This window comes from Streptomyces bikiniensis (assembly GCF_000716625.1).
Taxonomy (GTDB): domain Bacteria; phylum Actinomycetota; class Actinomycetes; order Streptomycetales; family Streptomycetaceae; genus Streptomyces; species Streptomyces bikiniensis.
This window is the reverse complement of the sequence record NZ_JNXJ01000019.1, coordinates 1-24,933: the sequence shown is the minus strand read 5'-3', so window position 1 is coordinate 24,933 and position 24,933 is coordinate 1. Positions and strand designations below refer to the sequence as shown.

General features: G+C 75.2%; 28 protein-coding genes and 1 pseudogene. 12 read left to right on the top strand and 17 right to left on the bottom strand.

All coding sequences use genetic code 11. The features are described 5' to 3' along the window. Nucleotides 1-33 precede the first annotated feature (33 nt). From OO47_RS16920 to OO47_RS38770, 7 genes and pseudogenes are all read left to right on the top strand, one after another. Nucleotides 34-324 carry a hypothetical protein gene (locus OO47_RS16920; protein ID WP_030217452.1) on the top strand — a complete coding sequence of 97 codons (291 nt, stop codon included), beginning with the start codon at nucleotides 34-36 and terminating at the stop codon, nucleotides 322-324. 154 nt (nucleotides 325-478) lie between these two features. After that, nucleotides 479-895 (top strand): YciI family protein, encoded by a 417-nt coding sequence (locus tag OO47_RS16915; RefSeq protein WP_030217450.1) that lies wholly within the window; start codon nucleotides 479-481, stop codon nucleotides 893-895. Beyond that, nucleotides 895-2,049: an RNA polymerase sigma factor gene (locus OO47_RS16910; protein ID WP_030217448.1), complete on the top strand. Its 1,155-nt coding sequence runs from the start codon at nucleotides 895-897 to the stop codon at nucleotides 2,047-2,049. The genes OO47_RS16915 and OO47_RS16910 overlap by 1 nt, the downstream gene beginning before the upstream one ends. Nucleotides 2,050-2,422: 373 nt before the next feature. Then, nucleotides 2,423-4,141 carry a PP2C family protein-serine/threonine phosphatase gene (locus tag OO47_RS16900; RefSeq protein WP_051716184.1) on the top strand — a complete coding sequence of 573 codons (1,719 nt, stop codon included), beginning with the start codon at nucleotides 2,423-2,425 and terminating at the stop codon, nucleotides 4,139-4,141. Nucleotides 4,142-4,415: 274 nt separating this feature from the next. Beyond that, nucleotides 4,416-5,627, top strand: coding sequence for an NUDIX domain-containing protein (locus OO47_RS16895; RefSeq protein WP_051716183.1), 1,212 nt, complete (start codon nucleotides 4,416-4,418; stop codon nucleotides 5,625-5,627). 84 nt (nucleotides 5,628-5,711) lie between these two features. Beyond that, on the top strand, nucleotides 5,712-6,743 hold the full coding sequence (locus OO47_RS16890) for a saccharopine dehydrogenase NADP-binding domain-containing protein (RefSeq protein ID WP_030217444.1): 1,032 nt from the start codon (nucleotides 5,712-5,714) through the stop codon (nucleotides 6,741-6,743). Nucleotides 6,744-6,862: 119 nt separating this feature from the next. Next, nucleotides 6,863-7,021 (top strand): annotated as a pseudogene (locus OO47_RS38770) (WhiB family transcriptional regulator); the annotation flags it as partial. An 80-nt stretch (nucleotides 7,022-7,101) separates the two neighbouring features. Here the strand turns inward: OO47_RS38770 and OO47_RS16885 are convergent. After that, nucleotides 7,102-7,470: a PRC-barrel domain-containing protein gene (locus OO47_RS16885; protein WP_030217443.1), complete on the bottom strand. Its 369-nt coding sequence runs from the start codon at nucleotides 7,468-7,470 to the stop codon at nucleotides 7,102-7,104. Between the two features lie 214 nt (nucleotides 7,471-7,684). Here OO47_RS16885 and OO47_RS16880 point away from each other — a divergent pair, with 214 nt between their 5' ends. Next, nucleotides 7,685-8,560: a glucose 1-dehydrogenase gene (locus OO47_RS16880; protein ID WP_030217442.1), complete on the top strand. Its 876-nt coding sequence runs from the start codon at nucleotides 7,685-7,687 to the stop codon at nucleotides 8,558-8,560. 127 nt (nucleotides 8,561-8,687) lie between these two features. Here the strand turns inward: OO47_RS16880 and OO47_RS16875 are convergent, their stop codons facing one another. The 5 genes from OO47_RS16875 to OO47_RS16855 form a co-directional block, all read right to left on the bottom strand. Further along, on the bottom strand, nucleotides 8,688-9,515 hold the full coding sequence (locus OO47_RS16875; protein WP_051716182.1) for a metallophosphoesterase family protein: 828 nt from the start codon (nucleotides 9,513-9,515) through the stop codon (nucleotides 8,688-8,690). Next, nucleotides 9,512-9,763 carry a BON domain-containing protein gene (locus OO47_RS16870; RefSeq protein WP_030217438.1) on the bottom strand — a complete coding sequence of 84 codons (252 nt, stop codon included), beginning with the start codon at nucleotides 9,761-9,763 and terminating at the stop codon, nucleotides 9,512-9,514. Before OO47_RS16870 ends, OO47_RS16875 begins: the two co-directional genes overlap by 4 nt. 202 nt (nucleotides 9,764-9,965) lie before the next feature. Continuing rightward, a complete protein-coding gene (locus OO47_RS16865) occupies nucleotides 9,966-11,387 on the bottom strand; it encodes an FAD-dependent oxidoreductase (RefSeq protein WP_030217436.1) in 1,422 nt (473 codons plus the stop codon). Nucleotides 11,388-11,559: 172 nt separating this feature from the next. Continuing rightward, a complete protein-coding gene (locus OO47_RS16860; RefSeq protein ID WP_030217422.1) occupies nucleotides 11,560-11,802 on the bottom strand; it encodes a hypothetical protein in 243 nt (80 codons plus the stop codon). A 52-nt stretch (nucleotides 11,803-11,854) separates the two neighbouring features. Beyond that, nucleotides 11,855-12,262 carry a VOC family protein gene (locus OO47_RS16855; RefSeq protein WP_030217420.1) on the bottom strand — a complete coding sequence of 136 codons (408 nt, stop codon included), beginning with the start codon at nucleotides 12,260-12,262 and terminating at the stop codon, nucleotides 11,855-11,857. Between the two features lie 171 nt (nucleotides 12,263-12,433). On the opposite strand from OO47_RS16855, the gene OO47_RS16850 reads away from it, so the two are divergent. Together OO47_RS16850 and OO47_RS37280 are read left to right on the top strand one after the other, a co-directional pair. Beyond that, nucleotides 12,434-13,012 carry a TetR/AcrR family transcriptional regulator gene (locus OO47_RS16850; protein WP_030217417.1) on the top strand — a complete coding sequence of 193 codons (579 nt, stop codon included), beginning with the start codon at nucleotides 12,434-12,436 and terminating at the stop codon, nucleotides 13,010-13,012. A 147-nt stretch (nucleotides 13,013-13,159) separates the two neighbouring features. Beyond that, nucleotides 13,160-13,306 (top strand): hypothetical protein, encoded by a 147-nt coding sequence (locus OO47_RS37280; RefSeq protein ID WP_167345346.1) that lies wholly within the window; start codon nucleotides 13,160-13,162, stop codon nucleotides 13,304-13,306. A 104-nt stretch (nucleotides 13,307-13,410) separates the two neighbouring features. On the opposite strand, the gene OO47_RS16845 is transcribed toward OO47_RS37280, so the two are convergent. The 4 genes from OO47_RS16845 to OO47_RS16830 all read right to left on the bottom strand — a co-directional run bounded on the left by OO47_RS16845 (nucleotide 13,411) and on the right by OO47_RS16830 (nucleotide 17,563). Continuing rightward, entirely contained in the window at nucleotides 13,411-14,676 is a 1,266-nt protein-coding gene (locus tag OO47_RS16845; RefSeq protein WP_030217414.1) for a cation:proton antiporter, read from the bottom strand. 55 nt (nucleotides 14,677-14,731) lie between these two features. Then, complete coding sequence (locus tag OO47_RS16840; protein WP_030217411.1) at nucleotides 14,732-14,956, bottom strand: hypothetical protein; 225 nt, start codon at nucleotides 14,954-14,956, stop codon at nucleotides 14,732-14,734. Between the two features lie 42 nt (nucleotides 14,957-14,998). Beyond that, a complete protein-coding gene (locus OO47_RS16835; protein ID WP_234323208.1) occupies nucleotides 14,999-16,270 on the bottom strand; it encodes a cytochrome P450 in 1,272 nt (423 codons plus the stop codon). 102 nt (nucleotides 16,271-16,372) lie between these two features. After that, complete coding sequence (locus OO47_RS16830; RefSeq protein WP_030217406.1) at nucleotides 16,373-17,563, bottom strand: zinc-dependent alcohol dehydrogenase; 1,191 nt, start codon at nucleotides 17,561-17,563, stop codon at nucleotides 16,373-16,375. A 250-nt stretch (nucleotides 17,564-17,813) separates the two neighbouring features. Here OO47_RS16830 and ligD point away from each other — a divergent pair, with 250 nt between their 5' ends. Continuing rightward, nucleotides 17,814-18,731, top strand: a complete 918-nt coding sequence (ligD, locus tag OO47_RS16825) for a non-homologous end-joining DNA ligase (protein WP_030217403.1) — start codon at nucleotides 17,814-17,816, stop codon at nucleotides 18,729-18,731. Here the strand turns inward: ligD and OO47_RS37275 are convergent. The 4 genes from OO47_RS37275 to OO47_RS16805 all read right to left on the bottom strand — a co-directional run bounded on the left by OO47_RS37275 (nucleotide 18,679) and on the right by OO47_RS16805 (nucleotide 21,262). Then, on the bottom strand, nucleotides 18,679-19,071 hold the full coding sequence (locus OO47_RS37275; protein ID WP_051716181.1) for a DUF6213 family protein: 393 nt from the start codon (nucleotides 19,069-19,071) through the stop codon (nucleotides 18,679-18,681). The genes ligD and OO47_RS37275 overlap by 53 nt on opposite strands. Nucleotides 19,072-19,127: 56 nt before the next feature. After that, nucleotides 19,128-19,601: a universal stress protein gene (locus tag OO47_RS16815; protein ID WP_030217397.1), complete on the bottom strand. Its 474-nt coding sequence runs from the start codon at nucleotides 19,599-19,601 to the stop codon at nucleotides 19,128-19,130. A 258-nt stretch (nucleotides 19,602-19,859) separates the two neighbouring features. Next, the gene (locus OO47_RS16810; protein ID WP_030217394.1) at nucleotides 19,860-20,396 is read right to left on the bottom strand and encodes a cysteine hydrolase family protein; all 537 of its coding nucleotides are present in this window, start codon (nucleotides 20,394-20,396) and stop codon (nucleotides 19,860-19,862) included. Nucleotides 20,397-20,671: 275 nt separating this feature from the next. Further along, nucleotides 20,672-21,262: an SRPBCC family protein gene (locus OO47_RS16805; protein ID WP_078489692.1), complete on the bottom strand. Its 591-nt coding sequence runs from the start codon at nucleotides 21,260-21,262 to the stop codon at nucleotides 20,672-20,674. A 397-nt stretch (nucleotides 21,263-21,659) separates the two neighbouring features. On the opposite strand from OO47_RS16805, the gene OO47_RS16800 reads away from it, so the two are divergent. After that, a complete protein-coding gene (locus tag OO47_RS16800) occupies nucleotides 21,660-21,953 on the top strand; it encodes a hypothetical protein (RefSeq protein WP_030217390.1) in 294 nt (97 codons plus the stop codon). A gap of 101 nt (nucleotides 21,954-22,054) precedes the next feature. On the opposite strand, the gene OO47_RS36880 is transcribed toward OO47_RS16800, so the two are convergent. From OO47_RS36880 to OO47_RS16790, 3 genes are all read right to left on the bottom strand, one after another. Next, nucleotides 22,055-22,219, bottom strand: a complete 165-nt coding sequence (locus tag OO47_RS36880) for a hypothetical protein (protein ID WP_158708665.1) — start codon at nucleotides 22,217-22,219, stop codon at nucleotides 22,055-22,057. A gap of 70 nt (nucleotides 22,220-22,289) precedes the next feature. Further along, complete coding sequence (locus OO47_RS16795; RefSeq protein WP_030217387.1) at nucleotides 22,290-22,904, bottom strand: flavodoxin family protein; 615 nt, start codon at nucleotides 22,902-22,904, stop codon at nucleotides 22,290-22,292. Nucleotides 22,905-23,448: 544 nt separating this feature from the next. Next, a partial coding sequence (locus OO47_RS16790) for a hypothetical protein (RefSeq protein WP_051736395.1) occupies nucleotides 23,449-24,933 on the bottom strand: 1,485 nt, incomplete at its 5' end.

Here is a 24,933-nt window from a genome sequence, read left to right as displayed (position 1 = left end):
GCCCTCCGCCCCGCCGCACGAGGAGGCACCGCCATGACGCTCTTCGTCCACGCCGTCGTCCCGGGAGTCTCCACGGAGCAGTACGACGAGCTCAACGCCGCGCTCCAGCGGACGCCCGGTGTCTTCGACGGCTGCGTGGCGCACGCGTGCGTGTCGACGGACGACGGGATCGAGGTCTTCGACATGTGGGAGACCGAGCAGCAGATGAACGCGTTCGTCGAGAAGATGACGCCCGTCGCCGTCGAGCACGGCCGGCCCGAGACCGGCATCGCCCCGCGCATCATGCGCGTCCACAACCACTGGGTCCCCGGCGCGACCGGCTGACCTCCGCCCCGGGGCGGCTCCGGACCGGAGCCGCCCCCTCGCACGCGTACCGCGGGAAAGAGTCCGGGCGGCGATGTCGAGAACCCGTGCCCCGCTCCGTCCCCGGGGTGAACGCGACCACAATGGGCCGCACCCCCTCCGAGGAGAGACCACGATGGCGAAGTACCTGCTGCTGAAGCACTACCGGGGCGCCCCGGACCCGGTCAACGACGTGCCGATGGACCGGTGGACGCCGGAGGAGATCTCGGCGCACGTGCGGTACATGAACGACTTCGCGGACCGGCTGCGGGAGAGCGGCGAGTTCGTCGACGGCCAGGCGCTGGCCCCGGAGGGGGCGTGGGTCCGGTACGACGGCGAGGGCCGCCCGCCGGTCACCGACGGGCCGTTCGCCGAGACCAAGGACCTGATCGCCGGCTGGATGGTGATCGACGTCGACGGTTACGAGCGCGCCGTCGAGCTGGCGGGCGAGCTGTCGGCGGCCCCCGGGGCGGGCGGGAAGCCGATCCACGAGTGGCTGGAGGTGCGCCCGTTCCTGACCGCGCCGCCCACCGCCGCGGAGTGGTGCCACTGATGGACGAGGCCCTGCTCAGGGGCCTCGTGCCGGGCGTCCTCGGGATCCTCGTCCGCCGCGGGGCCGACTTCGCGGCGGCCGAGGACGCCGTGCAGGACGCGCTGGTCGAGGCGGTCCGCACCTGGCCGGCGGATCCGCCCCGGGATCCGAAGGGCTGGCTGGTCACCGTGGCCTGGCGCCGGTTCCTCGACGCGACCCGGGCGGACGCCGCCCGGCGTCGGCGTGAGGACCGCGTCGAGGAGGAGCCGGCTCCCGGGCCCGTGCCCGCCGTGGACGACACGCTCCGGCTCTACTTCCTCTGCGCCCACCCGTCGTTGTCGCCGTCGTCCGCGGTCGCGCTCACGCTGCGCGCCGTGGGAGGGCTGACCACGCGTCAGATCGCCGGGGCCTATCTGGTGCCCGAGGCGACCATGGCGCAGCGCATCAGCCGGGCCAAGCGGACGGTCTCCGGCGTGCGCCTCGACCGGCCCGGCGACGTGGCCACCGTGCTGCGCGTCCTCTACCTCGTCTTCAACGAGGGGTACTCGGGCGACGTCGACCTCGCCGCCGAGGCGATCCGGCTCGCCCGGCAGCTAGCGGCCGTGATCGACCACCCCGAGGTGGCGGGGCTGCTCGCCCTCATGCTGCTCCACCACGCCCGGCGTGCGGCCAGGACCGGGCCCGACGGCGGTCTGGTGCCGCTCGCCGAGCAGGACCGGGGCCGGTGGGACACGGCGGCGATCGCCGAGGGCGTCGGGATCCTGCAGGCGGCCCTGGCGCGCGACCGGCTGGGCGAGTTCCAGGCCCAGGCCGCCGTCGCGGCGCTGCACGCCGACGCGCCCACCGCGGAGGAGACGGACTGGGTGCAGATCGTCGAGTGGTACGACGAGCTGGCGCGCCTGACGGACAGCCCGGTCGTACGGCTCAACCGCGCGGTGGCGGTCGGCGAGGCGGACGGGCCGCGGGCCGGTCTCGCGGCGCTCGCGCCACTGGACGGTTCACTGCCCCGGTACGCGGCGGTGGCGGCGTACCTCCACGAGCGCGCCGGCGACGCGGCGACGGCGGCGCGGCTGTACGCGGAGGCGGCCCGCAGGGCGCCCAACCTGGCCGAGCGGGACCATCTGACACGGCGGGCCGCCCGGCTCAACACCGACCGGAGCGACCGGAGCCGCTGACGGGGCCGTCGCGGAGCGCGGGGCCGCCGTGGGTGCGGGGCTCGGGGCCGTGACGAAGCCGGGGTCGTCACGGGCGCCGGGCCGTCGTGAGGCCCGGGGCCGTGATGGGCGGCGGGGGCCGGGCCGGTCGTGAGGGCCGGGGCGGTCGTGAGGGCCGGGGCGGTCGCGGCCCCGGGGCCGGTCGCGGGGTGGTTCGGCCGGGCGTGGCCGTTGTTCCGTGCATGGATCACCTCGCGATGGGCAGCCGCCTCGTGGCGGCCGGGGCCCTGGCGGCCGTGCAGGCCGCCGTCAGGCGAGTGGCCGGTGGAGCCGAGCGAGGCGCCGCCGGTGCTCGGAGGCGAGCGGCACCTCGTGTGGTTCGCGGAGGCGGACGGTGAGCTTTCCCCTGCCCGACAGCGTCGATGCCCTCAAGGACATGATCGGCCGCGAGGTCACGTCCCTGCGCGCGGCGGTACGCCGGAACGCGGAGCGTCCATCGGGAGCGCCGGCCAGCACCGAGCGGGCGTCCCCGGTGCGGTCCCTGGCCGTGCTGCCGCCCTCCGTGGAGACGGGCGAGGCCTCGCCGTGCCTGTGCGGCAGCCATGAGCCGGGCGCCCGCGGGGTCTGCTCGATCCTCGCCGCGATCCCGGCCTCGGCCGTGCTGCTCGAACCGCTGTGGAACGAGTCGGGCGGCATCCCGGACTTCCGGATCGTGGCGGGCAACCGCATCAGGTCGGCGGACTGGCTGGAGGAGCCGGACCACCAGGTCGGGCAGCGTTTCCTGGAGGCGCGGCCGGGCGCGGCGGACTCCGGCCTGCTTGCCGCCCTGACGGACGTGGTGGGCACCGGCAAGTCCCTGAACGGCCAGGTGGTGGACTACACGGAGCAGCGGCTCGGACGGATCCACCGGACCCCGCTGCTGTACACCGCCGCCCGGTGCGGCGAGCAGCTCCTCGTGACGTGGCGGCCCCTGCAGAGCACGGCCGAGATGATGACGATCGACGCGCAGTTCATCGCCTCGATGGGCTGGGGGAACTGGGACCTGCTCTCCGGGAAGGTGACCTGGTCGGAGGGGCTCAGCCGGATCCTCCACACCGACGTGCGCATGCCGTGGTCCCTTGAACAGCTGTGCGACGCGCTGCTGCCGGACGACCTGACGGCGTTCGCCGAGTTCCTCACCTCGGTCCTCGCGGGCGAGGAGCCCGCCTGGACCCGGATCCGCTTCGTGGTGCTCGGCGAGGTCCGCACGCTCGACCTCCTGGGGCGGCCGGCCACCGGGACGGACGGCCGGGCCTGGGCCCTCAACCTGGTGGCCCGCGACCTCACGCCGCAGATCCGCAGCCGGCGGCGGCTGGCCGAGACGGAGCGGGAGACGGATCTGCTGCGGCGGCAGACGGAGGCGGAGCGGAGGATCGCGGACACGCTGCGCGAGGCGATCCTGCCGACGCATTCGGAGGCGCTCGCGGCGGTCGGCCTCACGGTGGCCGCCGCCTACCGGCCGGCCGAGCCCGAGGCGGCGGTGGGCGGCGACTGGTACAAGTGCCGGCTGCTGCCGGACGGCCGGGTGCTCGTGGCGATCGGCGACGCGTCGGGGCACGGTCTGGAGGCCGTGGCGCGGATGGCGCAGCAACGCCACGCCCTGGCGGGCCTGGCGCAGACGGGCGCGTCCGCAGGGGAGATCACGACCTGGCTGAACGAGCTGGTGTGCAGCGACCCGGCGGGACAGACGGCCACGGTGGTGGCCGGCCACCTCGACGACGAGAAGGTGCTGCACTGGGCCGACGCCGGCCATCCCGCGCCGCTGCTGCTGCGCGACGGCCGCGCCGAGCCGCTGGAGGCCAAGCAGCGCGGTCCGCTCCTCGGCGCGCTGCCGGGGTACGCGTACGAGACCTCGTCCGTGCCGCTGCTCCCGGGCGACCTGCTGGTCCTCTACACGGACGGGATGGTCGAGCACCGGGGCGAGGACGTGACCGTGGGGATCGGGCGGCTCGCGGAGGCGGTGGCGGCCTCGTCCCACCTGGAGCCTCGGGAGCTGATCGACGCGCTGCTGGCTGATCCCGAGATCGCGGGCCACGAGGACGACGCGTGCGTCCTGGGGATCCGGGTGAACTGAGCGGCGCGTACGGCGTGCCCCGCCGCGGCCGGGGAGGGCGCGCGGGCGGAGCGTGCGGGCGGGGTGAACGGCCGTGCGGTCCGCTCCTCCGCGGGGGGCGTGACGCCCCGCTCCCCCGCCCGTTGAGCGGACGGGGGCGGGCGTGTCGCCGCCGGACCGCCGGGGAACGAGACGGTGTCCGCGGCGCCGGCGCCCCGTACCGGCCCGCCGTCCGCGCCACGGCCCCCTTCTTCGCCGCCCCGCCCCGCCGGGGCGGCGCACCGATCGGAGAGAGATGACGACGCCTTCCGCCCCCGACGGGTCCCCCGGCCCGTCGATGACCGACGAGGAGTACGGGGCCCTGCGCACCTCGGCCGCCCTGTGGGCCGGGACGTCGGTGCTGATCACCGACGCGTGCGGGCGGGTCCTGGTCCAGCGCGTCGACTACCGCCCCTCGTGCCTGCTGCCGGGCGGGGCCGTCGACAAGGGCGAGTCCCCCGCGCGCGCCGCCGCCCGGGAGCTGTGGGAGGAGCTCGGCGTGACGGCGGTCGTCGACCGGGGCCTCGCCGTCGACTGGGTCTCCGCCGAGGGTTTCGGCGCGCCGGGGGTCATGCGGTTCCCGGGCGAGATCCTGCACGTCTACGACGGAGGCGTCTGGGACGAGGGGCGGATCGCCGCGATCCGGCTGCCCGGGCACGAGGTCGAGGCCGTGGAGTTCGCCGAGCCCGCCGACCTGCCCGGTCTGATGACCCCGGGCGACGCCCGCCGGGTCCTGTCCGCGCTGCGCGCCCGTATCGACGGCGCGGGCCCCGCGCTCCTGGAGGACGGCGTCCCGATCGCCCCCGGTGTCCTGGACCGGGTCGGTGTCCTGCGTACCGCGCGGGTCCGCGAGCACTTCCCCTTCCGTCCCGCCCCGGCCCCGGAGGGCCTTCCGGTGCGCCGGTCGGAGGGCTGGCTGCTCGCTCCGGACGGGCGGGTCCTCGTCCTCCTCGACCCCGGCACCGGCGCGGCCCGGCTGCCCGGCGGCGCGCCCGGGCCGGCGGACCACGGCGACCCCTGGGCCACCCTGGTGCGCGAGGCCGGCGGGGAGGCGGCGGCGACGGCCGCCCGCCCCCTGTACCTCGGGCACCTCCTCGGCCCGGAAGGCCCGGACGGGTCGGAAGGATCGGACCGGTCGGACGGCCAGGACAGGTCAGAAGCGGCGGAAGCGGCGGAAGGGTCGTACGCGCTCGTCTGTCACGCCGCCGTCCTCACCCGCCTCGGGCCTCCGCCCGCCGGCGCGGGCGCCGATCGCACCCCGGTCCGGGTCCTGGCCACCCCGGAGCAGGCCCTGGAGCTCTTCGACCGGGGTCCGCACGGGGCCGCGCAGCTCGCGGCCGTCCACCGGGCCCGCGCCCTCCTCGGCATCCCCCGGGCCGACCGCCGGGCCGTCACCGAACTCCCGGGCCCCGTCACCTTCCAGGCTTCCGGGGACGTCCGGCGGCCCTGTCCGAAAGTGTGCGGGTGACGGCGCTTCCGGTTCTGGTGCCGATGATCCACCCCCGCCAGAATGATTCAAGGTTGAACAATCAAGAGCGGCGGGAGAGCTGTGATGGGGACGGGTCGGGTCGTGGCGGTCTTCGGGGCATACGGGCACACCGGGCGGTTCGTGGTGGCGGAGCTGCTGGAGCGGGGGTTCACACCGGTCCTGGCCGGGCGCGACGAGGGCAGGCTGCGGGCGCTCGCGGCCTCCCGTCCGGGGCTCGGCGTGCGGCCGGCCACGGTCGACGACCCGGCCTCCCTCGACCGCGCGCTGACCGGCGCGGACGCCGTGGTCAACTGCGCCGGCCCCTTCGCCACGACCGCGGCGCCGGTGATCGAGGCGGCGCTCCGCGCCCGGATCCCGTACGTGGACGTGGCCGCGGAGATCGAGGCCAACCTCGACACGTTCGCGCACTTCGCGGAGCGCGCCGCCGCGGCGGGCACCCTCGTGGTCCCCGCGATGGCGTTCTTCGGCGGCCTCGGCGACCTGCTGGTCACGGCGGCGGCGGGCGACTGGGAGGAGGCCGACGAGGTGCACGTCGCGTACGGGCTGAGCGGCTGGCACCCCACCGCCGGCACCCGTACGGCGGGCGCGGTCTCCCGGGAGCGCAGGGACGGCCGGCGCGTGGTGTTCGAGGGCGGCGGGCTGCGGTACCGCGACGACGCCCCGCCGGCCCTGGAGTGGGCCTTCCCCGAACCGCTGGGGGTCCGGTCCGTGATCGGGGAGTTCACCATGGCCGACGTCGTCACCGTCCCCAGCCACCTGGCCGTCCCCGAGGTGCGCACCTACATGACGGCCGAGGCCGCGCGGGACCTGGCCTCGCCCGACACGCCGGCGCCTGCCGCGGTCGACGGGCGGGGGCGGTCCGACCAGACGTTCCTCGTCGAGGCCGTCGTGCGCTCCGGCGGTGAGGAGCGGCGGGCCGTGGCGCGCGGCGGGGACATCTACGCCGTCAGCGCGCCGCTCGCCGTGGAGGCGGTGGACCGTGCCCTCACCGGCCGGGCCGGGACGGTCGGCGTCGCCTCCGCCGGCGCGGCCTTCGACGCGGCCGCCTTCCTGCGCGCCCTGTCCCCGCACGTTTCGGTCGAACTGCCCCGGTGACCCCCTCGAAACGCCTGTACGGCGACGCGTTTTCCGCCGTACGGGCGTTTCGAGGTGCCCTTTGCGGCCAGACGCGACATTGGAGGCATTCACGAACCGATGCGAGGAGGACGACCGGGATGGCCAAGGTGTCGCATCTGCCCGGGCGGGCGGAGCACCAGTGGAACTGGCAGATGGCGGCGGCGTGCCGGGGCGTGGGCACCGAGGTGTTCTTCCACCCCGAGGGCGAACGGGGGCAGGAGCGGGCGGCGCGCGAGGAGGCCGCCAAGGCCGTCTGCGAGTCTCGTGGGCTCGGAGATGTGTATAAGAGACAGGTTCGGGCCCGCCCCTCGTTCCCGTCGCGTTCCCGTCCGGCCCGTCAGACGAGACGGCCGCCGAAGGGTCCGCCCAGGCCGTAGTACGTGACCAGCTGGTCGCGGTAGGCCGCGTCGTCCAGGTGCTCGTCGCGGCGGAACTCCGGGGCGTCCTTGATCTGGTCCTTGGTGCGGTCCACGAAGATCGTCCGCTCCTCCGGGTCGATCCGGGTCACGGTGCTCGCCGGCAGCAGGACCTCCTTGCCGAAGATCCAGGGGCCGGTGTCCACGACCAGATAGGAGTCGTCCACCTCGTCGGAGTGCTTGTCCACCTTTCCGATGCCGCCGTCGGTCGCCTCGACCTTGTAGCCGGTCAGGTCGGCGCCGGCCAGGTGCCCCGCGGTCGAACGGTAGCTCCACGTGTGCTCGGTCATTTCTCGACAACTCCTCCGGTGGGGAAGGACGGTCGGCGGTCCACCGCCGCCCGGGGTCCGCCTGCCCCGGTCCCCCCGGCTCATTCGCGTGCCCGCCCCGGGGGGGGGGACAGCCGGACGGCTCCTGCCCGGCCGCACGGCTCCTGCCCGGCCAGATGGCCCCTGTCCGCCCGGAAAGCGGGATACGGACCGGGCCGCCGGGTAGCCGAACCCCATGAACACCAGCGAGAACCCCCCGCACCACCCCGTCCCCCCGTTCCCCGACCAGCAGCAGGAGCATCCCGGCTCGACCGAGCGGATGGATCCGCGGCCCGACCACGGCGAGGAGTCCTACCGGGGCCACGACCTGCTCCCCGACCGGGTGGCGGTCGTCACCGGCGGCGACTCCGGGATCGGCAGGGCCGTGTGCCTCGCGTTCGCCCGCGAGGGCGCGGACATCGTCTTCACCCACTTGCCGGAGGAGACGGACGAGGCGGCCGAGACGGCGCGCCTGGTCCGCGAGGCGGGCCGCAAGGCCGTCCCCGTCGAGTGCGACGTCCGCGACGAGGAGCAGTGCACGGCCCTGATCGACCGGGCGGCGGGCGAGTTCGGGCGCGTCGACGTCCTCGTCAACAACGCCGCGTACCAGATGGCCCGGCCCGACGGGATCGAGGCCATCAGCACGGAGCAGTTCGACCGGGTGATGAAGACGAACCTGTACGGGATGTTCTGGCTCTCCCGCGCGGTCCTCCCCCACATGCCGCGCGGCGGGTCCATCATCAACACCACCTCGGTGCAGGGCTACCAGCCGAGCCCGCACCTCCTCGACTACGCGATGACGAAGGCCGCGATCGTCTCCTTCACCCACAGCATGGCGCAGCTGCTCGCCGAGCGCGGCATCCGCGTCAATGGGGTCGCCCCGGGTCCGGTGTGGACCCCGCTGATCCCCGCGACGATGCCGGACGTGAAGGACTTCGGCGGCCAGTCGCCCCTGGGGCGCCCCGCCCAGCCGGCGGAGATGGCGCCCGCGTACGTCTTCCTCGCCTCGCCCGGGGCGAGCTACATCACCGGGGAGATCGTCAACGCCACCGGCGGCACTCCCCTGCCGTGAGGCGGTCCGGGAACTGTCGCCACGCGGCCCGGGCCCCTTCCGTGAGGCGGTCCGGGGCCGCTGCGAAGGGGGCCGTACGACCTTCGGGTCGTACGGCCCCCTTCGTCGTACGGGGTGGCGGCCGGTGTCACATCGGGGCGTCGGCCGCGGGAGGCCGACCGGCCCTCCCGGGTGCGTTCCCGGCTCCGGAGGGCTCCGGCGTCCGGGTGAGGGGCAGGTGGTAGAGCGCGAAGGCCTTGCCGATGACGGGCTGGGCGACGTTGCGGACGCGCACCCCGCCCGCCGTCATGCCGTGCTCGGTGCCCAGGTGGGCGTGGCCGTGCACCGCGAGGTCGGCGCCCGCCCCGTCGATGGCCTCGGCCAGGAGGTAGCTGCCGAGGAACGGGTAGATCTCGACCGGCTCGCCCGCGAGCGTGTCGGGGACGGGCGAGAAGTGGGTCAGGGCGATCCGCGCCTCGCAGTCGGCCAGGTCGGACAGGGCCTCGTGGAGTCCCTCGGCGGCCCGGCGCGTGGTGCGGACGAAGTCCTTCATCTCGCGTTCGCCGAACTCTCCGGCGCTGCGGCCCGCGAAGCCGCCGCAGAAGCCCTTGGTGCCGGCGATGCCGAGCCGGCCGCCGTCCACCGGCAGGACCGTCCGGTCGCCCTCCAGGACGGAGACCCCCGCGTCGGTGAGGACGCGGGCGATGTCCGCCTCCCGGTCGGAGTGGTAGTCGTGGTTGCCGAGGACGGCGACCACGGGGACGCCGAGGTCCCGGACCTCGTCCGCGACCACCTCCGCCTCGGGGACCGTTCCGTGGCGGGTGAGGTCCCCGGCGAGGAGGAGGACGTCCGCGCAGAGCGGCAGGGTCTCGAAGGAGGGGCGCAGCAGGCCCCGGCAGTCCGGGCTCAGATGGATGTCTCCGACGGCCGCCACCCGGACGACGGCTCCGTCCTCCTGTCGTTCCGGGGCGGTCACAGCAGCTCCTCGGGGCGCTCGGGGGGATCGATGCAGGCGACCGTCAGGTCCGCGCGGACGAGGAGGCCGGCCAGTTCCGTCTCGGCGAGCCGGAGGATCTCCTCCCGCTCTCCGGCCGTCGGTACGGTGCCCGTCAGGAGCACGGCCCCACCGCGCGTCTCGACGCGTACTCCCAGTTCGGCCGTGTCGTCGCGTGCGAGCCGTTCCCTGAACCGGGCGATCCGGTACTCGTTCTCGCCGCTGTCCATCGCGTTCCTCCGTCCTGTCGTCCTGCCGTGCGGTCCTCCGGGCGGGCGCGTCCCGTGCGGGCGCGTCTCGTAGGGGCGCGTCCTGTGCGGGTGCCCCCGTGCGGGGCGGCCGCCCTTCACCGTCGCGTCTCCCCCGTCCCGTACGTACCATTCCTCCCCCTGCGCGGGGCCGCGGGCGGACGGGTCGGGGCCCGCCGGGGCCTCAGTCCTCCAGGGAGCGGGTGGCCGGGCCCTGGAGGACGCTGCCGTCGGCCGCGAAGCGGGAGCCGTGGCAGGGGCACTCCCACGTCTGCTCGGCGTCGTCGAAGCCCAGTTCGCACCCCATGTGGGTGCAGCGGCGGCCGGTCCGCAGCCCGGCGAGGAAGTGGCGGGCGACAGCGGCCTGGTGCCGGACGGCCCCGGGCGTCTCGCGGACGGGGAGCCGGCGGCGCGGGTCGAAGAGCTCCGTCCAGTCCGGGCGGGGCGCGCCGGTCACGTGCGCGGCGAGCAGCCGGCCCGCGGCGACCCCGTTGCTGAGCCCCCATCCGCCGAAGCCGGTGGCCACGTACACGTGCTCGGTGTCGGGGTGCTCGTGTCCGACGCAGGGGACCCCGTCGACCGTGTCGACGTCCTGGGCGGCCCACCGGTGGACGACGGGCGCCCGGGCGAAGCCCGGCAGCCGGTCGCGCGCCCAGGCCTCCAGGCGCTCGTACCGGGCGCGGACGCCTCCGCTCCCCGGCTCGAAGGACTCGCCCGAGACGATCAGGAGCCGCCGGCCGCCGGCAAGGGGGGCGGTGCGCACCGAGCGGACGTCGTCCTCGTCGCTCCAGTACATGCCGTGGGGGGCGTGGCGCTCCTCGACGGGGGCGGCGACGACGAGTTCCCGGCGCAGCGAGAGGCGCATCAGGAGGGTGGGGTGGCAGCGGAGCGGGAAGTGGGTGGCGAGGACGACGTCGCGGGCGTGGACCGTGCCCCCGCCCTCGAGGGTGAGGCGGCACTCGGCGCCCTCCTTGAGACCGGTGACGCGGGTGCCCTCGTGGATCCGGCCGCCGTGGGCGACCAGGTCGCCGGCCAGGGCGAGCAGGAAGCGGCGCGGGTGGAACTGCAGCTGGTCCTCCACGCGGACCGCCGCCGCGACGGGGAACGGGAGCCCCGTCCCGGCCTCGCCGGGCTCCCCGTCCACCTCGACGGCCCGCAGGCCGGCTCCGGCCGCGGCAGCCGCCTCCGCGCGGATCTCCCCGGTCCGCTCCTCGTCGGAGGTGTACGTGTACGCCGGGCGGTGTTCGATCTCCGCGTCGACGCCGAGCTCCTCGCACAGCCGCACGACCTCCCGCAGGGCGTCCTCCTGGGCCGCGGCGTACCTGGCGGCCGCCCTGTCCCCCTGGGCGTGGCGGAGGGGCTCGTAGCGGAGGCCGTGGAGGGAGGTCAGTTTCCCGGTGGTGTGCCCGGTGACGCCGGATCCGATCCGGCCGGCCTCCAGGACCACGACGTCGCGTCCGGCGCGGTTGAGCGCGCGGGCGGTGCAGAGGCCGGCGATCCCGGCGCCCACGACGACCGCGTCCGCGGTGAGGCCGCCCTCCAGCGGCGGGTGGGCGGGGCCGGGCGGCGCCGACTCCATCCAGTACGAGCTTCCGGATCCGGGCATGATCCCTCCTCCGGCCGATCGGACGTCCGCCCGGCGTCTACCCGGGACGGGCGCGCGCAGTCACCGGGCGGACTCGGCCGTCGGGGAGCGCAGCCGTCGGGGGCGGTGCGAGGGCGCGTGTCGAAAGTCCCGCCTGCCCGGCGGGCAGGCGGCGCTACTTCCGGCACACGTCCTAGCGCTCCTCGGTCTCGGCCTCGCCCCTCCGCCCGTGCGGGCGGCGCTGTTCCTCGCGGCCCAGGCCCGGGGACTGGCGCTTCTCGGTCATGCCGCCCTCGTCGTCGGGGGCGCCGTCCCGGGTCGCCTTCTCGGCCTCCCGGCGCGCCGCGACGTCGCCGCTCTCGCCGACGGCCTCCGAGGGCGTGGTCCGCGGCGGGCCGTCCGCGGGCAGGGTGCGGCGGCGCTCGTGACGGGTCATGGTGGTCCTCCTCGGTCGTACGGGCGGGCACGGGGGCGGCTGCCCCCGTGCGTCACGCGGAAACAGCGCCGGTGGGGGCGAGCACGAAGGCGTGGCCGGCCGGGTCCGTGTAGCGGCGCGTGTCGGTGCGCCGGTCGAGCCGGGTGCCGTTCTGGTCGGCGGAGACGGGGCGCGCGCCCAGGGAGACGGCTTCCCGCTCGGCCTCGTCGAGCGCGTCGGGCGCCACGAGGATGAGCAGGTGGGCCTGCTGGGAGTCGTCCGGCCGGGGCCAGCTCGGCGGCGCCTGGCCGGGGTCGCGGCGGATGCCGAGGACGACGCCCGCGGAGCCGGAGACGAGGAGCAGGTCGGGGTCGCCGGAGCTCGGTTCGACGGTGGCGTCGAGCAGGGCGGCGTAGAAGCGCGCGAGGGGTTCGGGGTCGGTGCTGTCGAGGACGAGGACGCCGGTCTTGGAAACGGTCATGCGGTGCGTGTGCCCCGCCAACGCCCTTTCAGGCCGCGGGAGTCGGCGTCCGTGCGGCCGCTCTCCGGGTTGGGGGTCGCGCGGCGCGTGAGCTTGCGCGGCTCTCGGCACTCCATACGCAGTACTCTTGCTGAAGTGGTATGAAGTCGACAGCACAGACGGAGTGGGTCCATGGTGAGACGGAACGACCAGCGGCGCGCGGCCCTCGTCGACGCCGCGATCGAGGTGCTGGCCGGGCAGGGCGCCCGGGGCCTGACGTTCCGGGCGGTAGACACCGAGGCGGCCGTCCCCGCCGGGACCGCCTCCAACTACTTCGCCAACCGCGACGACCTGCTCACCCAGGCCGGCGCCCGGGTCTACGAGCGCCTCCGGCCCGACGAGGCCACGATCGCCCGGCAGCAGACGGCCGGCCGGGACCGGGAGACCTACGCGGAGCTGATGCGCGAGCTCGTCGGCCGGATCGCCGCCTTCCGCACCGGCTACCTCGCGCTGCTCGAACTCCGCCTGGAGGCCACCCGCCGCCCCGAACTGCGCAAGGTCCTCACCGAACGGGTCCGGGCCGACGTCGACGCCAACGTCGCCCACCACGAGGCCTCCGGCCTCCCCGGCGACGCCATGGGCGTCAAACTCCTCATCCTGACCCTGAACTGGCTGATCGTCGAACAGCTCACCCTGCCGGACGTCTTCACCGAGGCGGAGCGCGAGCAGCTGGTCGCGGCGGCGGTCGAGCGGATCGTACCGGCCGGATAGGCGCCGCCCCGGGCGGTGGTGACGGCCCGTCGCGTGCCCGGCCGCATCGGGGGTACGAGGAAGTGACGGCCGCCGTGTCCGGGGGCGCCGGGGAGCGGCGCTCCCCCACCGGACATCCGCGGATGGCGTACGAGTACAGGAGGCTCCATGTCCGCACTGTTGGCCCGCATCAAGCGGTTCGGTCGCAGCCCCCAGGGGCGGCGGGCGATCGCGTCGGTACGGCGCGCCGCCGCCGACCCCCGGACCCGGGCCCGGGCGCGCCGCGCCCTCGGGAGGCTGCGGGGGCGCCGCTGACGGCTCGTTCCCCCGCCGGCTCCTCGGCCGTGCGGGCCCGGCACCGGCCGGGCCCGCACGGCCGAGCGCATGGGCCGACGCGCGTGGGGCCGACGCGCGGGGGCTCACGGCGGCGCGTCGGACGGACGGACCTCGCGCAGCCGGTCCAGACGGCGGATGACCGGAGTGGCGCTCGCCCCGTGGAGGAGTACGGAGAACGCCACCGTGGTGGCGGTCAGGACCCACAGCTCGTGGGCCCGGTCCTCGAACCCGTGGTGGCCGAGCGCGTAGGCGAGGTAGAAGAGGGAGCCGATGCCGCGCAGTCCGAAGGCGGCGGTGACGACGCGCTCCCGGGGGCCGGTGACGAAGCCGAGCTGGGCGATCCAGCCCGTCACCGGGCGGACGACCACGACCAGGGCCAGGGCGAGCAGGACCATCGGCCAGGTCAGCGAGGCGAGGCCGGTGGCGGCGAGGTAGTGGCCGAGGAGGAAGAGCAGCGCCGCCGTCAGGAGGCGTTCGACCTGCTCGGTGAAGCCGTGCAGCACCTTGTGGTAGCCGTGGCCGCGCTCGGCGGCCCGGACGGCGCAGGCGGTGACGAAGACGGCGACGAAGCCGTAGCCGTGGGCGAGTTCGGTGAGGCCGTACGAGAGGAAGGTCGCGGCGAGCGCGACGAAGCCCTCCATGTGCTCGGACAGCCGAAACGATTCGGCCCCGGCCCGGAAGAACATCCAGCCGAGCATCCGGCCGAGGACGACCCCGATCACGACGGCGATCACCGCCTTGCCCACGAGGTCCACGCCGAACCAGTGTCCCCAGTCGGCCTCCGCCCAGGCGCCGCCGGCTCCGGCGAGCGCGACGGCGGCGAGGACGAAGGGGAAGGCCAGGCCGTCGTTGAGGCCGGCCTCGGCGGTGAGCGTGAAACGTACCTCGTCCTCGTCGTCGTCCTCGTCGGTCGGCTCCCCCACCCGCACCTCCGCGGCCAGCACCGGGTCGGTCGGCGCGAGCAGGGCTCCCACCAGGAGCGCGGTGGCCACCGGCCAGTCGAAGAGCCACCAGGTGAGCGCGGCGGTCGCGGCGACGGTCAGGGGCAGGGTGATGCCGAGGAGCCGCCACGGCCCGGCCCAGGAGCGCAGTCCGAAGCGCCGGTTCAGCGCGAGTCCGGCGCCCATGAGGGAGACGATCACGCAGATCTCGGTGACGTGCTCGACCCAGACCCGGTCCGCGACCGGGTCGAGTTCGGGCATCGGGAGGGGCAGCAGGCCGGACAGGGCTCCGACCGCCAGGAACACCATGGGCATCGAGAGCGGCATGCGCCGCACGAGCCTGGGCAGGACCGCCGCCGCCAGCGCTCCGAGTCCCAGGGCCGTGAACACGAGGTCGGCGGGGCTCACGGGTGGGACTCCGTTCCGGTGGTGGTGGTAGGGGGGCGAGGGGGCGGTGTCCCGGTCAGTCGGCCGGCTCGTCGGGGGTGGGGTGTTCGGGGTTGACGGTCCCGCTCTCGGGGTGTTCCCGGGGCCCCGTGCCGGACACGTCGGTGTCCGGGAGGTCCTCGTCGCCCGGGTCCCGCACGACGGGGATGGCCAGCGGGTCCTCGCCCTCGGCTGCCTGCTCGTCCTCGCGGTCGCGGGGTATCGGGTCCTCCGAGTTCCCCGGGGTGTACGCGTCACTCATGCGGGTCTCCTCTCCGTCGTCGGGTGCGGCACGGCGCGGCGGTCAGCGCGCCGTCGCCGGCGATCCCAGGCGGACGCGTTCCATGACGTATCCGCTGCGCGGGAGCGTCGGTACGCGGTGCAGGGGGATCGACAGGTCCTGGTCGGGCACGTCGTGGGGCAGCCGGGCGAGGCGCGGGACCAGGGAGGCCAGGAGGGCGAGGGTGATGTCCTCGCCGGGGCACCGGTGGCCCTCCGCCGGGTCGCCGCCGCCCTGCGGTACGAGGTCGTCGCGGCCGACCGCCGCGCCCGGCCGGGTGAAGCGGGTCGGGTCGAAGGCGTACGGCTCCGGCCACAGGTCGGGGTCGTGGTCGTGTCCGTACAGGTCGAGGAGGACCAGGCTGCCCTTGGCGATCGGGACGCCGCCCCACCGGGTGTCGGCCGCCGCGAGGCCGCCGGTGAACGGGGCGAAGGGGTAGAAGCGGCGGACCTCCTGGGCGAAGCCCCAGGCGTACCGCTCGTCCGCCGCCAGGAGCCCGCGGTGCTCGGGCCAACGGTGCAGGGCGTGGGCGGCGAAGACGAGGAACCAGGTGACCGCGACCGTGGGGCGCAGGACGTTCAGGAGCTCGACGGCCGCGGTGTGCGGGTCGAGCTGCCGGCCGTTCGCGTCGGTGTGCGCGGCCACCACCTGCGCGATCGTCGCCTGCCCCGACGGGGCGCCCGCGTGCCGCAGCTCCTCGATCAGCGGGGCGAGCCGCTCCTCCTGCCGCGTCCTCGCGCGCCGTGCGCGCACATGGCGGGGTCCGACGGCGGCGAAGCCGTCCACCATGGCCGCGAGGTCCCGCGCGGCGGTCTCCGCCTCGTCCTCGGACAGCGGGACGCCGGCCCAGTCGTGCACGGCCCGGGTGAGGACGCGGGCGGCCTCGTCGAAGAGGACCACCCGCTCCCGGCCCTGCCAGCCGGCCTCGGCGCGGTCCCACGCGCCCTGGGCGTGCTCCACCAGGGCGGCGATCCGCTCCGGGTCCTTGAGCAGTGTCAGGAACAGCGCCTTCCGGCCGCGGTGCGGCCCACCGTCGAGGGTGTGGACGGCCCCGCGGCCGAACAGGGTGTCCAGGACGGGGCCGGGCAGGGCGTCGTGCCGGCGGACGTGCCGCTCGTCGTAGAAGAAGTCCACCGCCTCCTTGCCGTGCAGCGCGACCCCGCGTCGGCCGAGGATCCGCACGGGCACGGCGGGCGCGTTCCCGGCCCGCCGACGCAGGTCGGGAAGCCATCCGTACCCCTTCACCAGGAGGGACGCGGTGCTGTCGAGCAGCGGGGGGCGGGTGGGGCCGGACATTTCCTGTGGTGTCGCTTTCATGAGAGACGGGTTCCACGAAGTCGTGATTTCACACCGTTCCGTGCCACCCGGCCGGGAGGGGGCCGGACGGCACGCGTCCGTTCAGCGGCCGGGGGTGAGCACCGCCTTGACCATGCCGTCCTTCTTGTCCTGGAACGTCTTGTACGCCTCGGGGGCGTCCTCCAGGGGGAGGGTGTGGGTGGCGAAGTCGTCGACACCGAGCGGGTCGGCGTCGTCCAGGAGCGGGAGGATGTCCTCGACCCACCGCCAGACGTTGGCCTGGCCCATGCGGAGCTGGATCTGCTTGTCGAAGAGGCTGAACATCGGGACGGGGTCGACAGCGCCGCCGTAGACGCCGGAGAGGCTGATGGTGCCGCCGCGGCGGACCACGTCCACAGCCGTGTCGAAGGCGGCCATGCTGTCCATGCCGGCCCTGGTCATCATCTTCTGGCCGACGGCGTCGGGGAGGAAGCCCGGGACCTTCTGCGCGGCCTTGGTGAGCGGGGCGCCGTGGGCCTCCATGCCGACGGCGTCGATGACCGCGTCCGTACCCCGGCCGTCCGTGAGGTCCCGCACCCGGTCACCGAGGTCCTTGCCGTGCTCCTTGAGGTTCAGGACCTCGACGCCGCGGCCGCGGGCGCGGTCGAGCCGTTCGGGGACGAGGTCCACGCCGATGACCTTGCTCGCGCCCTTGTGGAGCGCGACGCGGGCGGCCATGTCGCCGATGGGGCCGAGCCCGAGGACGGTCACGGTGCCGCCGGGCGGGACGTCGGCGTACGCCACGGCCTGCCAGGCGGTCGGCAGCACGTCCGAGAGGTAGAGGTAGCGCTGGTCGGGGGCGTCCTGGCCGACCTTGATGGGCAGGGTGTCACCGAAGGGGACGCGCAGGAACTCCGCCTGGCCGCCGGGGACCTGCCCGTAGAGCTTGGTGTACCCGAAGAGGGAGGCGCCCGTCCCGTACTCCCTGACCTGGGTGGTCTCGCACTGGGACTGCAGGCCCTGGTCGCACGTCCAGCACGTGCCGCAGGAGACGTTGAAGGGCACCACGACCCGGTCGCCGACCTTGAGGTTACGCACCTCGGGGCCGACCTCCTCCACGATCCCCATGGGCTCGTGTCCGAGGATGTCGCCGGGGTCCAGGAAGGGTCCGAACACTTCGTACAGGTGCAGGTCGGAGCCGCAGATGCCGCTGGACGTGACGCGGACGATCACATCCGTCGGGTCGACGATCCGGGGGTCGGGCACGGTGTCCACGCGTACGTCCCGGTGTCCGTGCCAGGTCAACGCCCTCATGGTCGAGCTCCTCACGTGCGGCTTGCGGGGTCACGGCGCGAGTGCCCCGGACGGGCGGTCGTATGCGTCCCGGCGGTCCGCCGCCCGGCGGGGACGCGCGGTAGCCGCGCGCCTTCGCGGGTAGCGGCTCCGTGGGAGGACCCGCGGGACGAGCCCCCGGAACGGGCCCCGGAGCCGGGGCCCGGGCGAGCGCGCGGGCGCCCCGTACGGACGACGGACACGGACGACGGGCACGGAGAGGGAGAACGCGATGACGGAGACCCTGAAGGTACGGGCGGGCAGGCGCGCCGTCACGGTCGGCCGGCCGGAGAAGGTGCTGTTCCCCGAGGACGGCATCACCAAGGCCGACCTCGCGGAGTACTACCGCGCCGTGGCCCCACGGATGCTGCCGCACCTGCGCGGCCGCCCGCTGACGCTGGAGCGCCATCCGGGCGGCATCGGCGAGCGGGGCTTCTTCCAGAAGGACGTGCCGGACCACTTCCCGGACTGGGTGGGGCGCGCCGAGATGCCGAAGGAGGGCGGCACCGTCACGTACGTCCTGGCCGAGGACGCGGCCACCCTGGTCCTCCTCGCCGACCAGGGCTCCGTCACCCTGCACCGGTGGCTGTCGAAGACCGACCGCCCCCACCACCCGGACCGGCTGGTCTTCGACCTCGACCCGTCCGAGGAGGGGTTCGGGGCGGTACGGGACGCCGCCCGGTGGCTGCGCGACCTCCTGGACGGGCTGGAGCTGCCGTCGCTGCTCATGACCACCGGCTCGCGGGGGCTGCACGTCCTGGTGCCGCTGGACCGGAACGCGCCCTACGACGACGTACGGGCCTTCGCCTCCGACGTCGCCGGGGTGCTCGCCGCCCGCCACCCCGACCTGCTCACCACCGAGGTGCGCAAGAAGGCGCGGGAGGGGCGGCTCTATCTCGACGTCCAGCGCAACGCGTACGGGCAGACCGCCGTGGCTCCCTACACGGTGCGGGCCAGGGCCGGCGCGCCCGTCGCGGCTCCGATCGGCTGGGACGACCTGGACGACCCGGAGCTCGACGCGCGCTCCCGGCGCCTCACCGACGTGGACCTGCTCCTGAGGGAGGACCCGTGGGGCCCGGCTCCGCGCGGGCGCTCCCTCAGGGCTGCGGCGGACCGCCTCCGTCGTACGGGTCTCCGTGCTCGTCCCTGAGGGGGTCGCCGCCGTCGAAGCGCCCCTCCTCGGACGGGCCGCCGTCGTCGAAGGGGCCGTCGTCCCCGGGCGGGTCCTCCTCGCCGCTTCCGTCGACGAACGGCCGTTCCTGGTCGAACGGGTCCTCGTCGCCGCGCGGCGCGAGCGCGATGCACTCCACGTCGATCCGGTCGGCGACTTCCGTCAGCGCTCCCGCCAGGGCCACCACCGTCTCCGGTGCGAGGTCGAGGTCGTCTTCGCCGGTCGACTCCAGCCACCCGGCCGCGAGGTGCCGGAGCAGGCCGGTCACCTCGTCGGCGGGGAGCACGAGATGGCCGTCCGGCAGAAGCACCAAGGACATGGATGCGTTCATGATGATCCGACCTCCGTGTCACCGACGCGCGTTCGGACGCGTCTTCAGGGGGTGTCGCCCGCGGGCGGGGTGCCGTCGGCCGTCTCCGGGCGGACGATGACGACGGGGCAGGACGCGTGCGCGGCGCACTGCTGGCTGACGGAGCCGAGGAGCAGGCTCGCGAACCCGCCCCGGCCACGGCTTCCCACGACGAGCAGTTCGGCGCCGTCCGACTCGCCGATCAGCACCTGGGCCGGGTTTCCCCGCACCACGTGCTGGACCAGGGGGACGTCGGCGTCCGCGGCGAGGACCGCGCCGAGTTCCTCGGAGAGTGAGCGCCGGGCCTGTTCCTCGTCGAACAGCACGTCCACGGCCGACGCGGACCATCCCCCCGCCCCGGGGAGGTCGTAGGCCCCCACCGCGCGCACGGTCGCTCCGGTGCGCCGCGCGTACCGGAGCGCCCAGCGCAGGGCCGCGTGCGAGGCCGGCGAACCGTCCACGCCCACGACCACGCGGGAGGTGCCGTCATCGGTGCTCATGTCATGCCCCTTCTCGCTCGCGCCGGGAAGGCGGTCCGGGCCCGGACGGCGGGGTTCGGCTCCGTCTCGGTTCCGCCCGCAGCCGGAAGGGCCTCCTGCCGACCGACTACCCGGCAGCACGTGCCGTACGCGCGGACGGCCCGGCGTAGGGGCGGTCGCCCCTCCGTACCAATGTGCCCCGGGCGGGGCCGGCCCGCCCGGCAGCCGCCGCCGTGCGCGTCCGTCCCGGGGGTCTGCGGGGGCCGTCCGGGAGCGGGATCAGTCCAGGGCCTCGTCGGCGAGGCGGATGCGCGCTCCCATGTTGGTCTCCATCATGCGCAGGGCGGCGTCGGCCAGGTCCTCGTGGATGTGGGCGACGGCGTCCCGGGCGATCGTGACGGAGAGGTGCCGGATGTGGGCGTCGAGGGCGGAGTAGAGCACGCACTGTTCCGTGACCTGGCCGCAGAGCACCAGGTGGTCCACGTCGAGCGTGCCCAGGAGGTAGGCGAGCGGGGTCTCGTAGAAGACGGAGTGGCGCGCCTTGACGACGAAGTAGGACGTCTCGTCCGGGCGCACCGGGTCGACCAGTTCGGCGTGGGGGCCGCCGAGGGCTGCCTCCAGGATCTCCCCGTGGTGGGAGCGCCATTTGCCGAAGTTGTCGTTGGCGTAGACGACGGGCAGACCCCGCTCGCGGGCCCGTTCCAGGAGGCGCACCACGGCGGGCAGGGCCCGGGTGACGGAGGGGACGAGGAGTTCCGCGTCCGGGTGGTCGTAGCGGTTGAGCATGTCGATGACGACGAGGGCGGTCTTGCTCATGTTCTCCAAGTTTCCAGATCGTCGGTCCGGGCGCGCGTCGGGCCTTCGGTGGGGTGGAGGCGGGCGGTCGGGCGGACGGGACGGACGCGGCGGTCGGGGCGGTGGGCGGTTGCGGAAAGGCCGCGGGGCCGGTCGCGGGACGTCGTCCGTCCACGCGACCGGCCCCCGGCCCGTCGTCTCGGCACTGCCCGTACCGCGTACTGCCCGTACCGCGTACTGCCCGTACCGCGTACTGTTCGTACCGCGTACGTCCGTACTGCCCGTGCCCGTCGTCCTCAGGACCGGTCGGCGGGCGGCCAGGTGCCCGCGCCGTGCGCGGACCGGTCGACCTGGCCCGGGACGGTGGGGACGCTACCGGTGGAACCGGTCGTGCCCGGGGTGCCGCCGGTCGGGGCCGGGCCCGCGGCGTCCGAGGGGCTGACGCGGCCGCGCCAGCCGCCGGTCGCCCGTCCGCGCTCCTCGATGAACCCCTTGAACCGCTTCAGGTCCCCCTTGACCCGCAGGTCGAGGATCCCGAGGGCGTCGCCGGTCTTCTCCACCACGCCCTCCGGCTCCACCTCCATCGCGAGGCGGACCCTGGTGTGGCTCTCGTCGAGCGGCTGGAAGGTCACGACGCCCTTCTGCCGGACCTCGCCACCCACGGTGCGCCACGCGACGCGCTCGTCCGGCAGCTGGTCGACGATCTCGGTGTCGAACTCGCGCCGCACCCCCGCCACCTTGGTCCGCCAGTGGCAGTGGCGGTCGTCGACCTGCCGCACCTCCTCCACGCCTTCCATGAAGCGGGGGAACTCCTCGAACTGCGTCCACTGGTCGTAGGCGCTCCGCACCGGGACGTCCACATCGATGGTCTTCTCGACCGTGCTCACCGGTTTGCCTCCTTCGTTCCGTTGTGGTCGTTGCCCGCGTACCCGGCCGTCCCCGCCTCAATCAGGGCTTCGACCGGGTCCCGAACTCCGGTGCGCGGTCCCGGAACCGGAAAGGTGCAGGCAGGCGCGTTCCTTGCATAATGGAGGGTGGCAGCCACCTGTCGAGCTGCTTCAGGCTGGACACAGAGCGTCCTGCGGCGGAGAACGGCCCCGGCGGCCGGCTCGCGCCGAGGATGCGGCGCTCGCGGTGTTCCCGTCGAGTTCCACGAACCGCTCACCGTGCGCCGCACCGGGACCGCTCGCCGGTCCCTCCCACCGATCACCCGATCACCGGCCTCGTGCCTGATCACCGCCTCGTGCCGCGTCCGCGGCGCCCACCCGGTCCGGGAGGTAGACCATGCTCGTGAGCCATGCCCTGAAGGACGGCGTCCTGCACCTGAGGCTCCTCCGCGAGCTCGACGTCACCAGCCGGGCCGCGGCGGCCCTGGAGATCGAGGCGATCGTCTCCGCCTACCGTCCCGAGCGGGTGCTCCTCGAATTCCCGACCCCCTCCCCGTCCCCGGCCTCCTTCAGCGCGCTCGCCCGGGCCCGCAGGATGTGCGCGAGCCTCGGCATCGCCCTGGCGGTGAGCGGACCGGGCTCCGTGCCGCTCCAGGCGCCGGGGAGCGCGCCTCCGGCCATGACCGCCTGAGTGCCCTTCGGGGCGCATGTCCCTCGTGCGCCTCTCGTACGCCAGGGAGGGCCGTGATGTCCTCACGGCCCTCCCCGGCTTCGCGTCGCGACGGGTCTCCTCTACGCGGAGTCCTCGTCGCCCTCGTCGCCGTCATCGTCGTCGCCCGCCTCGCCGACGACCGCGTCGGCCGCCTCCTCACGCGCCTGCTCGTCGCCGCTCTCCCCCGGGGCCTCGGAGGGAGGGGTGGTGCGCGGGTCGGGTTCGCCGTTCCGGTGCTGGCTCATGTCTGTCGCTCCTCGGTCTCGATCGGGGTCGGTGTCGGTGTCGGAGGGGGAGTCGGGGTGGGTCTCGGGGTCAGGACGGCGGGTACGGGGCCGACTTGAGGCGGCGGGCCAGGTGGGCCGTATTGGCGGCGAGGGTCGCGGTGGTGCCGGCCGTGGCCTTGGGGGTCTTGTCGAGGTCCTGGTAGTCGGTGCCCTGCATGGCCTCCCCCACCCAGTAGGTGACGGCGTTGGGGGCGAGGGAGAAGCCGACGTCGTTGAGGCCCTGGAAGAGGTCCGCGCTCACCTTGTGCGCGCCGTCCTCGTTCCCGACCACGCAGACGGCCGCCACCTTGCCGTAGGTGAGCATCCGGCCCTCGTCGTCCGTCTCGGAGAGTTCGGCGTCTAGGCGTTCCAGGACGCGCTGGGCGATGCTGGAGGGGTGGCCGAGCCAGATGGGGGTCGACAGGACCAGGATGTCCGCGCCCAGAACGGTGTCGCGGATCTCCGGCCAGTCGTCCCCCTCCCCCATGTCGGTCTTCACGCCGGGCAGGACGTTGTGGTCGGCGATCCTGATGGTCTTGCCGGTGACTCCGTGCTCGCCCAGTGCCGCCATGACCTGCTCCGCAAGCAGCTGGGAGCTGGAACGGGCGGGCGACGGGGACAGGGTGCAGACGAGGGCGACGGCGCGCAGGGGTGTCGTATCCATGGAGGTGCCGCTACCCCGCCGAAGGGGCCTTATGTCGCACAGGCAGCCCATATCGCGCGTTTGCCGGGCGGCCATCGGGGCAGGCCGTTCCCCCCTCCGGAGAAGCGCTCCGGGACCTCGGATCCCTCAGGAGCCGACCGTGACCGACGGTTTCACCGCAGCGCTCGACCATCCGATGTACGTCGTCACGGCGGCGACGGCGGACGGGGAGCGTCCGGTCGTCACGGCGGAGCCGCTCCTGCCGCGCCCTGGCGGCCTCCCGCCGCTTCCGCAGCACATGTCGCACCCCTTCGTCCCGCCCTCCTGCCCGCCCGTCGCCCGGTCCGGGACACGCCGTTCCCGCCCTCCGCCGGGCTCTCCGCCCGCCGGACGGGTGACGCGGGCCGGAAGCACGGTGCCGGCGGCGGGCCACCGGACGCCGATCCCGGGCGGACGGGCCGTGTCGCACCCTCCCCGCGACGGGGGCGGTGCCGTGCGGGGCGGGGCCGGGCGTGTCCCGCACGGCTCGGTCCCGTCGCGGGCCGGTGCGGTTTCCCCGTACGCGTCAGGACCAGGACGCCGCCACCAACGACCTCTCCGCCGCCGCCAGATGGACCGCCGAGGCGAGCCAGGCCCGGGCGTAGCCGTCGGCCGAGGCGTCGGTGAGGCGGCCGAAGGCGTCACGGGGGCGACGGTCCGCCTCCGCCGTCAGGGCCGCCGCGAGCTGCGCCGCCCCGCCGAGGCCCGCCCGGCGCAGCGGGGCGAGGAGGGCGGCCGCGTCCGTCCCCCGCCCGGCCTCGGCCACGGCGCGCCGCCCGCCCGCGACCCCCGTTTCGAGGAGCCGCCGCACCCGCCACAGCGGCGCGTCCGCCAGCGGATCCGGCACGGCGTCCACCGGGGCGAGCGGCCCGGCGGACGCGGCCCCGCGCGGGAAGTGACTTCCCTGGAGGCGGTCGTACCCCAGGTCGGCCCTGCCGAGCCACTCCTCCGGCAGCCGCAGCGTGTACGGCTCACCCGGCACCGGGCCGACCGCCAGCGGCCGGAGCGTCGCCGCCCGGTCCAGGTCCGGACGCCCGAGGACGCGCAGGACGAGCCCGGGGTGCTCGGCGATCCTGCGCAGGTTGGCGGCGTGCGGCAGCTCCGGGTGCGGGTGGGCGGGGCGCAGCCGCAACAGCGGCCCGCCCCCGGCGACGCGCGCCACGAGGTACTCCCCCGCCGCGCCGACCACCTCCACGTCGCAGCCGAGGAGGGCCGCTTCGGGGGCGCCGCCCTCCCGGGCGCCGGCGTCGAGCGCGGCGGCCACCGCCCCGCCCACCGTTCCGGCGAACAGCGCCGCCGCGGGCTCCTCCGACCAGTCCACGCCGCGCAGCGGAGTCGCGTTCACACCCCGGCCCGCCCCGAGCCGCCCGTCCGGCGAGACGGTAGCGCCGACGATCCGCAGGCCCCCGCGCGCGAGGCCCGCGTGGTCGAGGACGGCCCCGCCGAGCGCCACGGACGCGGAGCCCGCTCCCCTGGCGCGGGCCGGTCCGCCGGGGCGCACGTCGGAGATCGTGTAGCGGGAGCCGTCCGGGCCCACCAGGTGCGTGGCGACGCCCCCGTACCCGGTGGCGGAGAGGACCGGTTCCCGGCACAGGCCGTACACCCTGAGGCTGCCGCCCTGTCCGTAGGCGCGGCGCGCGGTGCCCGCCGCGCCGGCGCCCGCCGCCCCCGAGGCGAGCAGGGCGGCGCCGGACAGGAGGTCCCGGAAGGCGTCCGCGAGGTCGCCGAGGCGCTGTCCCCGGCCGTGCTCCCGGGCGGCGCGCAGGCCTCGTACGACGCGGAGCGCGGCCGCCTCGGCCCGGGGCAGCCCGGCCAGGCGCGCGGTGTGGGCGGCGCGCAGCAGTTCGGCCTGGACCACCGCCCCGCCGGCCGTGACCCCCGCCGACAGGGCTTCGGCGGCCGCCTCCCACAGGGCGGTGGCGGCCCGGACCTGGGCGGGGGTGGGGGCGGCCGGGGGTGCGGTGTTCCCGGAGGGTTGTCCGGGGGCGGGAGCGGGGGCGGCCGCGGGTGG

What these genes read in the sequence shown, in the direction of transcription:
- OO47_RS16815 (WP_030217397.1), bottom strand. Translation starts at nt 19,601, where the DNA reads ATGAGCACCGATGACGGCACCTCCCGCGTGGTCGTGGGCGTGGACGGT.
- OO47_RS16920 (WP_030217452.1), top strand. Translation starts at nt 34, where the DNA reads ATGACGCTCTTCGTCCACGCCGTCGTCCCGGGAGTCTCCACGGAGCAG.
- OO47_RS16855 (WP_030217420.1), bottom strand. Translation starts at nt 12,262, where the DNA reads ATGACCGTTTCCAAGACCGGCGTCCTCGTCCTCGACAGCACCGACCCC.
- OO47_RS16890 (WP_030217444.1), top strand. Translation starts at nt 5,712, where the DNA reads ATGGGGACGGGTCGGGTCGTGGCGGTCTTCGGGGCATACGGGCACACC.
- OO47_RS16810 (WP_030217394.1), bottom strand. Translation starts at nt 20,396, where the DNA reads ATGAGCAAGACCGCCCTCGTCGTCATCGACATGCTCAACCGCTACGAC.
- OO47_RS16835 (WP_234323208.1), bottom strand. Translation starts at nt 16,270, where the DNA reads ATGTCCGGCCCCACCCGCCCCCCGCTGCTCGACAGCACCGCGTCCCTC.
- OO47_RS16865 (WP_030217436.1), bottom strand. Translation starts at nt 11,387, where the DNA reads ATGCCCGGATCCGGAAGCTCGTACTGGATGGAGTCGGCGCCGCCCGGC.
- OO47_RS16885 (WP_030217443.1), bottom strand. Translation starts at nt 7,470, where the DNA reads ATGACCGAGCACACGTGGAGCTACCGTTCGACCGCGGGGCACCTGGCC.
- OO47_RS16795 (WP_030217387.1), bottom strand. Translation starts at nt 22,904, where the DNA reads ATGGATACGACACCCCTGCGCGCCGTCGCCCTCGTCTGCACCCTGTCC.
- OO47_RS16850 (WP_030217417.1), top strand. Translation starts at nt 12,434, where the DNA reads ATGGTGAGACGGAACGACCAGCGGCGCGCGGCCCTCGTCGACGCCGCG.
- OO47_RS16910 (WP_030217448.1), top strand. Translation starts at nt 895, where the DNA reads ATGGACGAGGCCCTGCTCAGGGGCCTCGTGCCGGGCGTCCTCGGGATC.
- OO47_RS36880 (WP_158708665.1), bottom strand. Translation starts at nt 22,219, where the DNA reads ATGAGCCAGCACCGGAACGGCGAACCCGACCCGCGCACCACCCCTCCC.
- OO47_RS16870 (WP_030217438.1), bottom strand. Translation starts at nt 9,763, where the DNA reads ATGGACAGCGGCGAGAACGAGTACCGGATCGCCCGGTTCAGGGAACGG.
- ligD (WP_030217403.1), top strand. Translation starts at nt 17,814, where the DNA reads ATGACGGAGACCCTGAAGGTACGGGCGGGCAGGCGCGCCGTCACGGTC.
- OO47_RS16860 (WP_030217422.1), bottom strand. Translation starts at nt 11,802, where the DNA reads ATGACCCGTCACGAGCGCCGCCGCACCCTGCCCGCGGACGGCCCGCCG.
- OO47_RS16915 (WP_030217450.1), top strand. Translation starts at nt 479, where the DNA reads ATGGCGAAGTACCTGCTGCTGAAGCACTACCGGGGCGCCCCGGACCCG.
- OO47_RS16800 (WP_030217390.1), top strand. Translation starts at nt 21,660, where the DNA reads ATGCTCGTGAGCCATGCCCTGAAGGACGGCGTCCTGCACCTGAGGCTC.
- OO47_RS16895 (WP_051716183.1), top strand. Translation starts at nt 4,416, where the DNA reads ATGACGACGCCTTCCGCCCCCGACGGGTCCCCCGGCCCGTCGATGACC.
- OO47_RS16840 (WP_030217411.1), bottom strand. Translation starts at nt 14,956, where the DNA reads ATGAGTGACGCGTACACCCCGGGGAACTCGGAGGACCCGATACCCCGC.
- OO47_RS37275 (WP_051716181.1), bottom strand. Translation starts at nt 19,071, where the DNA reads ATGTCCTTGGTGCTTCTGCCGGACGGCCATCTCGTGCTCCCCGCCGAC.
- OO47_RS16880 (WP_030217442.1), top strand. Translation starts at nt 7,685, where the DNA reads ATGAACACCAGCGAGAACCCCCCGCACCACCCCGTCCCCCCGTTCCCC.
- OO47_RS37280 (WP_167345346.1), top strand. Translation starts at nt 13,160, where the DNA reads ATGTCCGCACTGTTGGCCCGCATCAAGCGGTTCGGTCGCAGCCCCCAG.
- OO47_RS16830 (WP_030217406.1), bottom strand. Translation starts at nt 17,563, where the DNA reads ATGAGGGCGTTGACCTGGCACGGACACCGGGACGTACGCGTGGACACC.